Here is a 13,558-nt window from a genome sequence, read left to right on the forward strand (position 1 = left end):
CAGCAGATATGGCACGCTACCGGAATCGTGGAATTGATACCGAGAAGAAAATCAAGAGATGAGCATCTGAATCGAAGAATGGAATTATCGTCTTTTCCATGCTCTAGAGAAATGAGAGCTGTATGATTTGGGATCTGCTTATTGCCGTTGTTCCGGCTGTGATTCTATTTCTTTACGGCATTGAGAACTTCTCCGAAGAGGTCCGGCATGCGGCCGGCGAACGCTTCCGCACGATTCTGCAAAATGCGACGAAGACCTCCTTGCGTGGCGCTCTCGCCGGGGCTGCGGTCACCGCTCTGGTCCAATCCAGCACTGCCACCACCATCATCGCCGTGGGCCTAGTGAACGCGGGAGCGATCTCCTTTCTGGCCTCCCTGGGCCTTGTCATCGGTGCCAATGTGGGCACAACCCTGACCGCGCAACTGGTCGCCTTCAAGCTGACCGCATTTGCCCCGTTGATCGTCATCGCCGGATTTATGCTGAGCCTGATTCGCACCCCTTATAGAGCCTATGGAAAGCCAGTATTCTACTTCGGCCTGGTGTTCTATAGCCTCAACCTGATCTCATCCATAGTTGCTCCCCTGCAGGATGATCCTGAGGTCCTCTCCCTGCTCTCCATGACGGACGATATCCTGATAGCAATTATCATTGGCTTTATCATCACCAATCTATTCCAATCCAGCTCGGTTACCACTGGGCTGATTGTGGTCATGGCCCAAAGCGGCTTGATCAATGCATCTCAGGCCCTGCCAATTCTGCTGGGAGCCAATATTGGCACTTCAACCACCGGACTGGTCGTATCCCTGAACATGAACACCGCTGCCAAGCGCACCGCCACTGCCCAGTTTCTCTTCAATTTCCTTGGAGTTCTGCTCTTTTTGCCCTTCATAGACAACTTCTCCCTGCTCATCGAGGACCTGGGAGGCACAGCTGCTCAACAGGTTGCCAATGCCCATCTCATATTCAATTCCACCTGTGCAGTCATCTTCCTGCTGGCCATTAAGCCCTTCAGCAGACTGATCATGCACATACTGCCCCAAAAGGATGGGGAGATAGTCTTCGTCACCGAGCACGTCACCTCCAGACTGCCGGACGACATCCCTATTGCGGCATCATTAGTGGAAAGAGAGATCGTGCATATGCTCAGCATCTGCAAGGATATCTTCGATAACACTCTAGAGGTCGCTGAGGGCAACACCGATATGTGCTCGAGAATTGCCCATTTGCGGGACTACATCGATTATCTGCGCACTCAGATCATGTCTGCTGTTATTAATCTGACCAATCGTGACATCTCAGTGGAAGATGCGGCTCATGTTGCCATTCTGGCAAGGGTTACCGATCTATCCGCTCTGATGGCCCATCAGATGACCTCCATGGCCAGGAGCTTCGAGCAGATGAACGAGAAGAAGATCACGCTCTCTCCTGAATCTCTCCGAGGAATCGAGGAGATGGCGGCCCTCTGCCGAGAGAATACCGAGCAGCTCATAGGCGTATTTCCCGAGATGCCGGAATATATCGACAAAGAGATGCGCTCCAATGACGAGCTGCTCCGCCAGGTGCTCAACTGGCACTATAAAACATATCTTATCCAACTGGTAGCAAAGAGCTCTTCTGGCGGCATATTCTCAGATATCCTCTTCTCCTTCGAGAGGATAGGATCAATCATAAGAGAGCTTAGGAAAACCTCAAAGACAATGGGAATTCCTGCCTCTGCCGTCCATATGCCTGATCTGATCGATCCCAATAATGAGAACGGCAGTGAAGTCAGCGCTGAAGAGAGCGGCTCGGAGCATCAGCTTACTTAAAGCTCCATTATCATTGCCGCGGTTATCAGCAGCAAGGCAGCTGGTATCACATACTTTGTGAGGATGCTAAGAGTTCTGAGCCATCTCTCCGAGAGATGTACCTGGCCGGCCAATACATCATCATCTATCAGCCATCGGAAGGTTATCGCCACCAGAAGTGCGGCAATGGGAAGTCCAATTGTCCCCACGCTTACATCCATCAGATCCAGGATCCTTGATCCAAAAAATCTCAGATCCAGGGAGCTGTAGCTCAGAGCGGAGGGGGTACCTAGGGCTACGAGGAGGATCATCAGAAGGATGCTCGCTCTCTTTCTGCTCGATTTGGTTTGGCCCATGATGGCAGCCACATTCATCTCCATCATGGATATCGACGAGGTGAGGGCGGCGGAGAACAGGAGAGCAAAGAAGGCCACGGAGAATATTTGGCCGTAAGGCATCAGCTCAAATGCTCTGGGCAAGGTGGTGAAGGCAAGCTCTGCACCTGCGGCAGGCTCCAGGCCGAAGGTGAAGACCAAAGAGAAGATGGCTATCCCCGCCAGCATAGCGGCCAGAAGATCGGAGAAGGTGATGATCAATGCTGACTGTGGTATATCCATATCGTCCTCCAGGTGGGCGCCATAGGTGATGAGAATGCCCATGCCCACTGACAGGGAGAAGAATGCCTGGCCAATAGCCGCGCTCCATACATCAGGACGGCGGAGCATGGAATAATCCGGCTGGATAAAAAAGTCCATGCCGGGATGAAATCCGGGGAGGCTGACGCAGAACAGGACCAAAGCCACTAAAATGAGAAATGCGAACGGGATCATGATCGATACGATCCTCTCAATTCCCATGTTCACCCCCAGGCTCACAATCAATCCCGTCGCCAGCACTGAGATCAAGAAATATGCTAATGGCTCTAGCGATGAGGTGAAGGAGGAGAAGGTGACTGTAGAGCCCAGAAGAGAGAAGAGCAGATATGCCAGGGTCCAGCCCATTATGACCAGGTAGTAGCTCAGGATTAAGAGGACGATCAGGCAGATCAGCCAGCCGACGATCTCAAACCGTTTTCCGGCCCGGCCAAAGGAGGCGACCAGATTTCTCCTCCAGTGCCTTCCCACCGCCATCTCCAGGATCATGAGGGGGACAGCGAGGCAGACTACCGCCAAAAAATAAGGAATTAGATAGGCTCCGCCTCCATTCTGTCCCACAACCATTGGGAAGCGCCAGATATTGCCTATGCCCACCGCCGAGCCTATGGCGGCCAGGACGAAGACCAGGCGAGAAGACCATCTCTCCAACTCTTTAACACCTCTTCTTTCCGCTCAAAAACGGGTGGATCGGGTTGGTTCAATTAAGGATCGAACTGAAAACCGGCAGCCAGCAAAAAGAAGGCGATTCCAGAAAAATTGAAATCAGGCCCTCTTTTCTGTTCTCACGATCAGAACCGGGCGGTTGGCGATCCTGGCGGTGTCATAGGTCGTGCTGCCGACAACCATCTGCTCCAGCCAGCCGGCTCCGTGTGAGCTCATGGCAATCAATGATGCATCCTCGTTGTCTGCCAATGAGCTGATCTCATGCGGCGCATCTCCCACCTTGACATGGGTCGTAACCTTCAGCCCAGGCCTATCAATCTCCTTGACGATGGAGTTGAGCTTGCTGCCAGCCACCCGCACAGCAGCATCTATCTGCTCGTCGCTCTCGCCGCTGGATACGACATACACCAGCCCGATCTCGCTTGTCTCTTTCATTCCTTTGACGAGGAGTATCGCATCCTTTGCGGGATCTGAGAAGTCCGTGGGGCAAATGACCTTGGTAAAGAGGCTCCTGCAGAACCGGCCCAGGTTATCTCCCTCTAAAACCTTGTATCGCATTATCAGAAGATCGGTTTGCCCATAGCGCAGAACATCGCGGGAGACGCTCCCAAGAAGTAGGCCGCTTATCCGCCCCCTTCCCCGCGCCCCAACCATTATCAGCGTAGCATTCTCCTCATCTGCTACCCTCTGGATGGTCTTTGCTATACTTCCCTCCATTATCGTCTCCACCCTGGTCTTGACCTCGATCCTGAGGGCTTCAAGGTAGCGCTTCTGCTCTTCGATCTTTTCTTTGGCCTCTGCGACCTCGGCTGTCGGATCCCATACCCGCTCCACGGCCTTTCTTTGAATCACATGCAAGAGCACCACAGTCTTCTCACCGGGAAGCTCGGCTATGCACTCAAGCAAGTTCTGCGAATACCTGGAAAAATCGGTTGGAATGAGAATTCTCTGAAACATAATAGCATTTAGGCTCAACAGTTTATCAATGTAGTGGTATTAAGTGGAAGACTTATTATCTCAGAGATGAGTTGGGATCGAATATGTTTAGGAAGAGGCATGTGCTCAGCATGCGAGAGTTTTCCAAAGAGGAGATCGATTCCGTTCTGGACCTTGCCCAGTCTCTGGAGCCCTTGGCTCGAGGCAAGAAGAGCAGTATGCTCGCGGGCAAGATTCTGGCTCTCCTCTTCTTCGAGCCCTCAACCAGAACCCGAATGTCCTTTGAGACGGCGATGAAGCGACTGGGAGGAAGCGTGATCAACCTGGGTCCAGCGGAAGGCAGCTCCATCTCCAAGGGTGAATCGCTGGCAGATACGGTTCGGGTGATAGGTGGTTATGCCGATGCCCTGGTCATCCGCCATCCCAAGGAGGGGTCAGCCCGCCTGGCTTCCCAGTTCTCGCCCGTGCCGGTGCTCAATGCCGGTGATGGAGCAGGTCACCATCCCACCCAAACCCTGCTGGACCTGTATACCATCAGAAAGGAGAGCCGCCTGGAGAATTTGCATGTCGCCCTGGTAGGCGATCTGAAGTACGGCCGCACCGTCCACTCCCTGGCCTATGCCCTCTCCCTTTATGGAGCAGATATCACCCTGGTCTCCCCGCCCACCCTGAGGATGCCCGATCCCATCAAGGCCGACTTATCGAGCAAAGGCACCATTGTGCGCGAGACAGCCGACCTGGGCGAGGTGATAGACAATGTGGATGTGCTCTATATGACCCGCATCCAGAGGGAGAGATTCCCTGACCCGGTGGAGTACCAGAAGGTGGCAAGCAGCTACCGGATTACCCCTGAATCTCTGGCCGGCTCACAGCAGAATCTGATCATCATGCATCCCCTTCCCAGGGTGGATGAGATCTCACCTTCTGTCGACGACAGCTCTCATGCTCGCTATTTCCAGCAGTCCTTTTATGGGGTTCCGGTGAGAATGGCTCTATTGAAGATGCTCCTAGAGGGTGATCAGGTTGACTGATTTTTCCGCGATGACAGATAAAAATAACGAAAAAATCGATAAAAATAAAGAAGAGCCCGGAGGGCTCCGGGTCAAGCCCATCAATAATGGAACGGTCATCGATCACATTGCCGGTGGTCAGGCGCTGAACGTCCTCAAGATCCTGGGCATATCCGGTACCACAGGAGCTACTGTTTCCGTGGTGATGAATGTGGAGAGCAAGAAGCTGGGCAAGAAGGATATAGTCAAGGTCGAGGACCGGGAGCTGCGAGAGGAGGAGCTGAACCGGATCGCACTGATAGCTCCTGCTGCCTCCATCAATATCATTCGTAACTGCAGGGTGATAGAGAAGCGACCGGTGGACCTGCCCGATGAGATCGTGGGCGTGGTGCGCTGCCAGAATCCCAACTGCATATCCAATACTCATGAGCCGATAAAATCCCGAATGCTGGTCAAAGTAAAAAATCCGGTATTGCTCCGCTGCCTTTACTGCGAGCAGCCCCTTGCAAATGGGATTGCAGAATACTTGATCTAGTGGGGCGGCCGGATGGAGAACCGACCGCCCAAGCCATAGGGGATGCGAAAGTATAAGATAGGATCGTCGCAAATTGACGGCCCAGGTTGAGAATAAAGTTCCAGTAATATCAGGATGGAGTAAGAAATGACGGTTAAAAATGGCGATTTCATCAGAATTGACTATACAGAGTTCGTTGATGGCCAGGCAATAGCCACCACCGTTAAGGATCTGGCAGAGGAAAAGGGAATTTTCAGCGAGGAGATCCAGTACGGCCCACATCTGGTGGTGGTGGGAGCAGGCCAGCTGGTAAAAGGCTTTGAGAGCGATCTGGTCGGAAAAGAGATAGGCTACTCTGGAAGGGTGGAAATGGATCCCGAGAATGCCTTCGGCCTGCATGATCCCAAAAATATAGAACTAGTGCCGTTGAACAGGTTCAAGGAAGAAAGGCCAGTTCCCGGAATGCGGGTGGGCATGGATAACCGGACGGGTACGGTTACCAGGGTGATCGGCAGAAAAGTGAGCATAGACTTCAACCATCCTCTGGCAGGAAAGACTGTAGTCTACGAGTACACCATAAGGGAAACGGTTGAGGATCAGACCGAGAGGCTGAAAGCCCTTATCAAGACCTTTGGCCGGGTGGATCTTGAAGCGGAGATAAAGGATGAGGTAGCGGTGATCACCGTACCCTGGGAGCTGAACTATTATAAGGAATGGGTTATGATCCGCCGCGGTCTGGCTGAGATGATAATCCAGCATCTGGGCATGAAAGAGGTGCACTATATCGAGAAGCACACGGGAGAGAAGGTCCGGGCTGAGCTCATATCCCCTCCAGGAAAAGAGAGCGGATCTGAGGGGCCCCAGGATATGGAATCAAAGACAGCAGAGGAGAGTTCGGTCTCTGGTGATGCGGCGGTCTAAAAGACCAAGATATAAATAAAATTATAAAATCTTTTTTTCTTTTACTTTTTGATTATAGGGCTTCGAAGGCATTGCATCCGTTGGTTTGTATCGTATTGCATGGAGAGGCCCGGGCTGCATATTCAGCCGGGCCCGCCATCTAATGCCAGCGCCCTTTGATCTTTCATCGGATATTCTATATGCTATTCATGCTTCAGCGGAAGTAGAATCCGCTGCGATATGACGACCAGGACCAGCTGTTCGTGTAGTAGTATGTGGTAGCGCCCAGCCCGTAGACATTTGCTGCCCACCAGGGATCATAGACCACAGGATCGTAGACCACAGGGGCAGTATATGTATAGACGGGAGTGTAGGTCGGGTAATAGTAGGTCGGATAGTAATAGGTTGGGTAGTAGGTATAGGTCGGATAATAGCTATAGCTGTAGTAATATGCACCTGGGCTGAGCCAGTCGTAGAATCCGCCGAAGTCATGATAACCATCAGACGGGCCTCCGTGGTGATGAGATCCGCCGTAATCCTCGAAGGCTGCCCCTACGGCAACTAAGAGTCCCAATGCGAGCACTGCCAATATCAACTTGATTGCTTTTATTTCTGATTCCTCCATGCACCTTGTTCCCTAGCCAAATATTAAAAGGTGGTTTTTATGTAGATATCACCTAGCTTCTATATGAATCCTCCATGAACCTCTTGATGCTGAATTAATCCATTTCGGAGGCAGGAGGGGGCAATCTGGAATTAAAAAAAATAGTGTTGCCGCTCTAAAACTTGCTGGCACATAAACGATATCAATCGGCATGGCACCCCTCAGCGGTCATGATATCCTGACAGGGCGTTAATGCTCTTCTCCGATGGAGGCGTAGCCTTTTCGATATCAATCGACCAGTAATCTTCCTCGCGAAGATCCATAAAAAATCAGATCAGTAGTAACCCTGTCATTCATTGTGCGCGCCGGTCATTGATCAGGCACTTCTATATGCAGGGTGTTCAGCATATCCCTTATAACCTCCCAGGGGAAGGTGGATATGACCCGGCAGTCGGTATTTCCCCTGTAGATCCCGTCCTCATACTCTTTGCCATCGGGAGAGTAGCTGGCCGCGACGATCAGATCGCCCTCCTCATACTGCCCCCCGCCCAGATTCTGCCTCTCGAACCTAAAGTTGCCCAGCACCCCTGGCTTTCCATCGATCAAAGGCTGATAGATGGCCGGCTCGTCAGCTCCTGCATTTATGAGGGCGTCCCAGACGATATACGCATTGGCAGTAGTATTGGCGAGCATGGGCACATCATATCTGGTGAGAATGAGGAAGATGAAGTGATCGCTGCCGTCTACAGTCAGATTGTATCGGGTGAAATTGATCCCATCTGATGTAACGCCCTGAGTGGGTGCTTCAACCACCACGATGTAGTCCTCAGTGGTGTTCATATCAAAAGAGACATTGTAGGGCCCTACCGGCCCGGATTCATGAGCTGCAGAGGCCAAAGAGGCCAGTTCCAACACCATAAGAAGGGTTAGAGTGAATAGCTTTCCTTTCTCATGCATCGCTCGTGCCGCCATCATCATTAAAAGGCCAATTCTCCTGGGACCCATTTTATCCTTTTGGTAGCAGGCAGATGCGTCTGGCCCTGGATACTGCAGTCAGCCATCATCCCGCCAGCTGATCGATCCGGCCAAAGAAGGAAGGTCGATCAGCCGTAAGCGGGCAGATCGATCAGCCTGGGATCGGTGAGCGCCCGGCCTACGGTGAAGTGGTAGAGGTCCTGGTACCCTAAATCGAACAGGCCCAGCATGCGGTGAACCATATCATCGAAAAAGCAGCCTATGCCGCAACCCCTGTAGCCCGTTGCCTCGCTTGACAGGTAGAGTGCCTGGCCGATCATGCCGCATTCCCAGTAGAGCCGGGAATAAAACCAGGGACCATATTCCCCAATAGGATCTTCAAACCGGGATATCATAGCGACGGCAAAGCATCCGTCCGATGCAATACCCTGCCCACAGGACGACTCTTTGGCTGCCAGACGGGCGTCGCCCTGGGCCAGCTGGTAGAGCTCCAGGCCCGGTGGCGTGCGCGATGGCCTCTCCCAGAAAAAGTCCGGATCCATCGCTCCTCGCAGATCCTCTTTTGCCCTTTCATCTCGCAAGAAGATGTACAGCCCCCGGTCCATCTCCTCCACCCGGTGGACGAAGAGCACCGGATTGACCTGTAGCCTCCAGGGCAGGCCGGGCTTTGCCCGCTCGGGCATCGTCGCCTTCAGGATGGCATGAAAACTATCCAGTGGCATCGTGGCCCTCCCGTCCATGGCCTGCGCGCTGCGCCGCCTGCGAAATAGGTGGCAGTATTCCCTGATTGCATGTTCAGATGCATAGCCAGTTGTTTCTTTTGATGGATCTGAGTTATCTTTTAATGAAAACCGCGCTATCTCTTCTGCCTTGACATCAGATCGCGAGAAGATATCAGGGGTGGTGAGCTTTTTCGCTGCCTCGCTTACCATATCGATCTCCTGCCAGGGAACGATGCTTGGGCTCAGGATATTGGGTCGAAGGGATAGAGGCTCAGTCTCTATCCCGGAGATCAGGCACTCATCTATTCTGTGGACCCTACCATCGCTGAATAAGGCTAGCATCACATCGGGTCGCTCTTTTCCTGTGGGGCCATCCGTCATTTTATCCGGCTCATTCCATAGAATCCTGGCCAGGTCGTCCGTGCCCAACTCCTCCTGCAGGGACAGCGTCCAGCCCAGGCAACATGCCGCCTCGCCAGCCGCAGCCAGAGCATGCCCCAGATCCAGCATGCAGTAGCGAAAAGCCCTCGCTCCATACTTCCAGGACTCACGCCAGTAGATGGTGGTGAGGATGAGCAAAATGGTGCCCGAGGGAAGGTGAAGAGACTGCCAGCTCTCCTCTCTTATGCCAGCCAAAAGCTCCAGGGAATGATCCTTCGGCTGATAGTGATAAACGCCTGGAGAGAGATCCAGTTCCTCCCCCCCTCCAGCCAAAAGATAGCATTCCGTGGGATGGAGGTTGCCGCTGGATGGATTGACCCTTAACGTCCATTCTGCGCCCGCAACTGCTTTCCTGCCGGAGAGGGCAAGGCTTTCGAAGAAGAATCGAGAGAGGTTTTCGCTTGTAAGAGGAGATGGCCTGAGCTTTCCAGTCATCCCTTCGAATCCCAGGCGATCAAGAGCCAATCGCTTTGATCCCTCATAGCTGCGGAAGGGATCTGGCTGATTTGACCAGTCCATCCTCCCCGGGCCGCGTGCCATTCGATTGGGCTGGTGCTTGGTCTGCTGATGATAAGCTATGATCCGTTCCAATGCGCCGGACGTAGAATTATCCCTCCATTCAATCTTGAAAAGCCCCCCTTGGGTTGTCGTCCTCCGTGCGCTCTGTGACTCCACATGAAAAACTTAAAAAAACAAGATGCTGCGGATCATCCGCATCCCTCCTTCAAATCTTTCTCCACCAAGTATCCTGCCTGACTGATGATCTTTATCATCTCGTCGATATCCATCATTCTTATGGGCGAAACAGAGCTGGGAATTTTTGGTTTGGTTTTCGTGACCTCTGGTTCTTGATAATTCTCGTGATTCATAAGCAAATGATAGATGATGCAGAGCACTTTTCTGGCGAGCGCAACGGTTGCAATATTCTTCTTTCCGCACCTCGCCAATATCCTCTGGAAGAATCTCATTAACCTTGAATTCTTCTTGGTCCTGGATATGGCTTTTGCAACTTCCACCAAGATCCTTCGCATATGCTTAGATCCCGTCTTAGTGATCTTCCCAGTTCGCAGCTTCCCTGCCGATTGGTAGACCGAAGGCACAATACCGAAGTACTTTGCCATCTTATCCGCACTCGGAAAGTCCCTGTAATCTCCCATTTCTGCAATAATGGTAGCTGCCGAAATGAATCCAACACCTGGAACAGACAAAATAATTTTCAAATCATCCTCGAAGGGTTTGACTTTTTCGGCGATCTCAGCTTCCAGAATTTTTATCTTCTTGCTAATATCATCTATGACATCAAGATTTGCCTTGATCAAAAATACCTGAACGGGATCTAATCCATTCTTGATGGCTTCTCTGAGTTCGTCCTCCTTTTTCCGAATCCTCTTCGAAGGTATTCCAGATATGATCTGATCGATCGTCTTTCCTTCCAGAAGCCTATCAATGATATATCTTCCAGATTTGCCAAAAGAGTCGGATATGACTGAGGAGAGCTTGATGCAGCAGGTCGAAAGTGATTGATGAATCTGGTTCTTGATTTTGGACCTTGCATTGACCAGTGTCTCACGAGCACGAGTTATGCTTCTTAGATCTCGGTAGTCTTTTGGATAGATTCTGGAGGGCGTGATGAGATTATTGAGACAATATATCGCGATTCGTTCCGAATCAAGTTTATCGGTTTTCTTGTGCTCAATATTCCGGATCTGATATGCATTGGCCAGGATAAATTCGACATGACCTTCTAGAATGGTGAAGATAGGATACCAAAAACCTCCCGTGGATTCTACAGCCAGCCTCTGGCATCTGTGGTTTATTATCCAGGATCTGAATGCCAAGAGGCCATCTTGGTTCATATTAAAACGTTCTTGGAGCTTCAATCCACTTCGGGATATCATTGTAGCAATAAGAAAATCCTTGTGGATATCTGCTCCGCAAACTATTTCCTTATCTGAGTCCATCGTCTCACTTGCCTGATATGGGCAGATGATGATCACTCGTGCGTGCAACTTCACATACGCGTTCAAAGACGCATTTGGGCATCCACGAGATCATGGTTGTCTTTGTGTCGAGATCATGTCTCAGGTCACAGATCAACCTTCACTGCCCATATCAGCCTTGCCTATGGCTCTATGGGTTTTTCATGCTTTGGGCATGATCCCCGCCTGAGGATCATGGGCTCTTTGTGGTTTATTCCCGTATATACCACTAGGGCTGCAATTTTGAACTATCCTAATCAGCTGTCCCGGGGATAGGACCCCAGAACCTTGACCATTCCCGCTTTTTCCCTAATTTTTTCCAGGGCGTCCAAAACCACGCTGTTATCCTGATGCCCTTCCAGGTCGATATAGAAGTAGTAGTCTCCCAGACCTCGACGGCTGGGCCTGGACTCGATTCTGGTCAGGTTTATGCTGCGTTGGGCGAACTCCTGCAATATGGAATAAAGTGCCCCCGGCCTGTCCTTAGCCAGATGGATGACGAGCGAGGTTTTATCCTTGCCCGTGGCCCCGGGGATCTGCCGCCCTGCTACTATGAATCGGGTGACGTTTTCCCTCACGTCCTGGACATCTCTGGCCAGGACGCGCAGGCCATACCTTTCTGCTGCGCCTGCGTCGGCAATTGCCGCCATCTCCCCAAATTCCTGGGCCAGGCGGGCGGCATGGCTGGTCGATCCCGTGGTCCTGGTCTCCGCTCCTGGATAGTGCTCCCTTATGAACTGGCGGCACTGAGCCAGAGCCTGGGGATGTGAGAGAATGATCTTTATCTCGCTCTCTCCCTGGCCCACCAGGCAGTGCCTAACGGGAACGTTAACCTCCCCCACGATCACCACATTCAAGCGCAGAAGAAGATCATTGACCACCGTCACCGCACCCTCCAGGCTGTTCTCCAAAGGGACGATTCCATAGTCCAGCTCGCCTTCTTCCACCGCCTGCAAGACTCCATCAAAGTCCTTGAAATAGACTAGGACTGTGGAGGGCATGCCCTCTGACCAGATTAAAGCCGCCTTCTCTGAGTAGGTCCCCTCAGGGCCGAGGACTCCGATCCTAGTCTTCAAACTCCCTCCTGCCCACGATCCTCCAGCTCCCGTATCAGCTCAGCCGCCCGGTCCACATTGATCCTCCGCTCCGCAGCCATGCGGGCAGCAACCAGCTCGATGAGGTCGCACTTCGCTCCCGCCTGGACGGCCACATTGCGGGCATGCAAAGACATATGCCCCCTCTGAATTCCCTCTGAGGCCAGGGCCCTGAGGGCTGCAAAGTTCTGGCAGAGGCCCACCGCAGCGATTTTGCGGGAGAGGTCATCTGCGCTTTTCACCGCAAGGATCTTCACTGCAGTCTTCGCCACTGGATGGACCCGGGTCGCGCCTCCCACCAGTCCCACCGCAACAGGAAGCTCAATCGTTCCCACTAAATCGCCATCCCTGTTCCTCTCATACCTGGTTAAAGACATGTAGCGGCCAGTTCGGGAGGCATAGGAATGAGCTCCTGCCTCCACTGCCCGGGTATCGTTTCCTGTGGCTAAAACCACTGCCGTCACCCCGTTCATGATTCCCTTATTGTGGGTTGCCGCTCGATAGGGATCGACCACCGCCAGCTCTGCTGCCAGGATGATGCCGTCCACCACCTCCGGGCCGCCGATATCCTCCGCCCTGAATACCGCTTTAGCCCTGGCTAAACGAAGATCAGCCAGATTGGAGATGATCCTGAGATAGACCCGGCCCCCAGCTATTTGCTCTATCCTGGGGGCCAGAGCCTCGGCCATGGTGTTGACCGCGTTCGCCCCCATGGCATCCCGGCAGTCGACTATGAGATGGGTGACGACCATTGGCCCCAGCCGGGAGTCGATGACATAAACCTCGATGTCCTTAACCCCGCCACCGTACTTGACGAGCATGGGATCCAACTCATTTGCCATCGCCATCAGCTCATCCTTGTGGAGGAGGATGGCCTGGCGGGCGGCAAAGGGATCATCAATTCCCGTGGCCTGGATCTGGGCGCGCATAACCGGCCCGGTGCTGGAGGTTAAAAAACCCCCCCCTCCTCGGGCCATGCGGGCGCCGTTGCTCGCGGCGGCGATCACCGAGGGCTCCTCAGTGGCCATTGGTATGAGGACCTCCTGGCCATCGATTACAAAGTTGGTGGCTATGCCCAAGGGCACCTGGAACATTCCGATCACATTCTCCACCATCTTCTCAGCCTGATCAAGGACCAGACCCCTCTCAACCTGAGAGATCTCCTCTGATCCAACTGCCACTTGCTCTGCCACAGCCTTGAGCCTCTCATTTGGAGGAAGCTTGTAGAATCCTGGTATTCTGGAGGTCATCGTTATCAGATATCTGGATGACACTGA

12 protein-coding genes are annotated in these 13,558 nt (G+C 52.6%); 4 read left to right on the forward strand and 8 right to left on the reverse strand.

Features of this window, described 5'->3' with window-relative positions:
* Nucleotides 1–122 precede the first annotated feature (122 nt).
* On the forward strand, nucleotides 123–1,808 hold the full coding sequence (locus MCON_RS11170; protein WP_013720071.1) for a Na/Pi cotransporter family protein: 1,686 nt from the start codon (nucleotides 123–125) through the stop codon (nucleotides 1,806–1,808).
* Here MCON_RS11170 and MCON_RS11175 read toward each other — a convergent pair.
* Together MCON_RS11175 and MCON_RS11180 are read right to left on the reverse strand one after the other, a co-directional pair.
* On the reverse strand, nucleotides 1,805–3,091 hold the full coding sequence (locus tag MCON_RS11175; protein WP_013720072.1) for a sodium-dependent transporter: 1,287 nt from the start codon (nucleotides 3,089–3,091) through the stop codon (nucleotides 1,805–1,807). The two genes, MCON_RS11170 and MCON_RS11175, sit on opposite strands and share 4 nt — an antisense overlap.
* A gap of 114 nt (nucleotides 3,092–3,205) precedes the next feature.
* Nucleotides 3,206–4,063 (reverse strand): universal stress protein, encoded by an 858-nt coding sequence (locus MCON_RS11180; protein WP_013720073.1) that lies wholly within the window; start codon nucleotides 4,061–4,063, stop codon nucleotides 3,206–3,208.
* Nucleotides 4,064–4,146: 83 nt separating this feature from the next.
* Here MCON_RS11180 and pyrB point away from each other — a divergent pair, with 83 nt between their 5' ends.
* The 3 genes from pyrB to MCON_RS11195 all read left to right on the forward strand — a co-directional run bounded on the left by pyrB (nucleotide 4,147) and on the right by MCON_RS11195 (nucleotide 6,487).
* A complete protein-coding gene (gene pyrB, locus MCON_RS11185) occupies nucleotides 4,147–5,073 on the forward strand; it encodes an aspartate carbamoyltransferase (RefSeq protein WP_048132390.1) in 927 nt (308 codons plus the stop codon).
* Between the two features lie 10 nt (nucleotides 5,074–5,083).
* Entirely contained in the window at nucleotides 5,084–5,587 is a 504-nt protein-coding gene (gene pyrI / locus MCON_RS11190) for an aspartate carbamoyltransferase regulatory subunit (protein ID WP_013720075.1), read from the forward strand.
* Between the two features lie 126 nt (nucleotides 5,588–5,713).
* Entirely contained in the window at nucleotides 5,714–6,487 is a 774-nt protein-coding gene (locus MCON_RS11195; protein ID WP_013720076.1) for an FKBP-type peptidyl-prolyl cis-trans isomerase, read from the forward strand.
* 193 nt (nucleotides 6,488–6,680) lie between these two features.
* Here the strand turns inward: MCON_RS11195 and MCON_RS11200 are convergent, their stop codons facing one another.
* The 6 genes from MCON_RS11200 to MCON_RS11225 form a co-directional block, all read right to left on the reverse strand.
* Entirely contained in the window at nucleotides 6,681–7,091 is a 411-nt protein-coding gene (locus MCON_RS11200; protein WP_013720077.1) for a hypothetical protein, read from the reverse strand.
* A 348-nt stretch (nucleotides 7,092–7,439) separates the two neighbouring features.
* Complete coding sequence (locus MCON_RS11205) at nucleotides 7,440–8,048, reverse strand: hypothetical protein (protein ID WP_048132393.1); 609 nt, start codon at nucleotides 8,046–8,048, stop codon at nucleotides 7,440–7,442.
* A 125-nt stretch (nucleotides 8,049–8,173) separates the two neighbouring features.
* On the reverse strand, nucleotides 8,174–9,799 hold the full coding sequence (locus MCON_RS11210; protein WP_013720079.1) for a SagB/ThcOx family dehydrogenase: 1,626 nt from the start codon (nucleotides 9,797–9,799) through the stop codon (nucleotides 8,174–8,176).
* 116 nt (nucleotides 9,800–9,915) lie between these two features.
* Entirely contained in the window at nucleotides 9,916–11,169 is a 1,254-nt protein-coding gene (locus MCON_RS11215; protein ID WP_013719824.1) for an IS110 family RNA-guided transposase, read from the reverse strand.
* A 275-nt stretch (nucleotides 11,170–11,444) separates the two neighbouring features.
* Nucleotides 11,445–12,263, reverse strand: coding sequence for a prephenate dehydratase (pheA, locus tag MCON_RS11220; protein WP_013720080.1), 819 nt, complete (start codon nucleotides 12,261–12,263; stop codon nucleotides 11,445–11,447).
* Nucleotides 12,260–13,540 carry a hydroxymethylglutaryl-CoA reductase, degradative gene (locus tag MCON_RS11225; protein WP_342674285.1) on the reverse strand — a complete coding sequence of 427 codons (1,281 nt, stop codon included), beginning with the start codon at nucleotides 13,538–13,540 and terminating at the stop codon, nucleotides 12,260–12,262. Before MCON_RS11225 ends, pheA begins: the two co-directional genes overlap by 4 nt.
* Between the last annotated feature and the right edge of the window lie 18 nt (nucleotides 13,541–13,558).

The organism is Methanothrix soehngenii GP6 (assembly GCF_000204415.1).
In the GTDB taxonomy this organism is placed as follows: domain Archaea; phylum Halobacteriota; class Methanosarcinia; order Methanotrichales; family Methanotrichaceae; genus Methanothrix; species Methanothrix soehngenii.

Excerpts from the sequence above, each read along its gene's own strand:
- MCON_RS11205 (WP_048132393.1), bottom strand. The coding sequence starts at position 8,048 with ATGATGATGGCGGCACGAGCGATGCATGAGAAAGGAAAGCTATTCACT.
- pyrI (WP_013720075.1), top strand. The coding sequence starts at position 5,084 with ATGACAGATAAAAATAACGAAAAAATCGATAAAAATAAAGAAGAGCCC.
- MCON_RS11180 (WP_013720073.1), bottom strand. The coding sequence starts at position 4,063 with ATGTTTCAGAGAATTCTCATTCCAACCGATTTTTCCAGGTATTCGCAG.
- pyrB (WP_048132390.1), top strand. The coding sequence starts at position 4,147 with ATGTTTAGGAAGAGGCATGTGCTCAGCATGCGAGAGTTTTCCAAAGAG.
- MCON_RS11215 (WP_013719824.1), bottom strand. The coding sequence starts at position 11,169 with ATGGACTCAGATAAGGAAATAGTTTGCGGAGCAGATATCCACAAGGAT.
- MCON_RS11200 (WP_013720077.1), bottom strand. The coding sequence starts at position 7,091 with ATGGAGGAATCAGAAATAAAAGCAATCAAGTTGATATTGGCAGTGCTC.
- MCON_RS11195 (WP_013720076.1), top strand. The coding sequence starts at position 5,714 with ATGACGGTTAAAAATGGCGATTTCATCAGAATTGACTATACAGAGTTC.
- MCON_RS11170 (WP_013720071.1), top strand. The coding sequence starts at position 123 with ATGATTTGGGATCTGCTTATTGCCGTTGTTCCGGCTGTGATTCTATTT.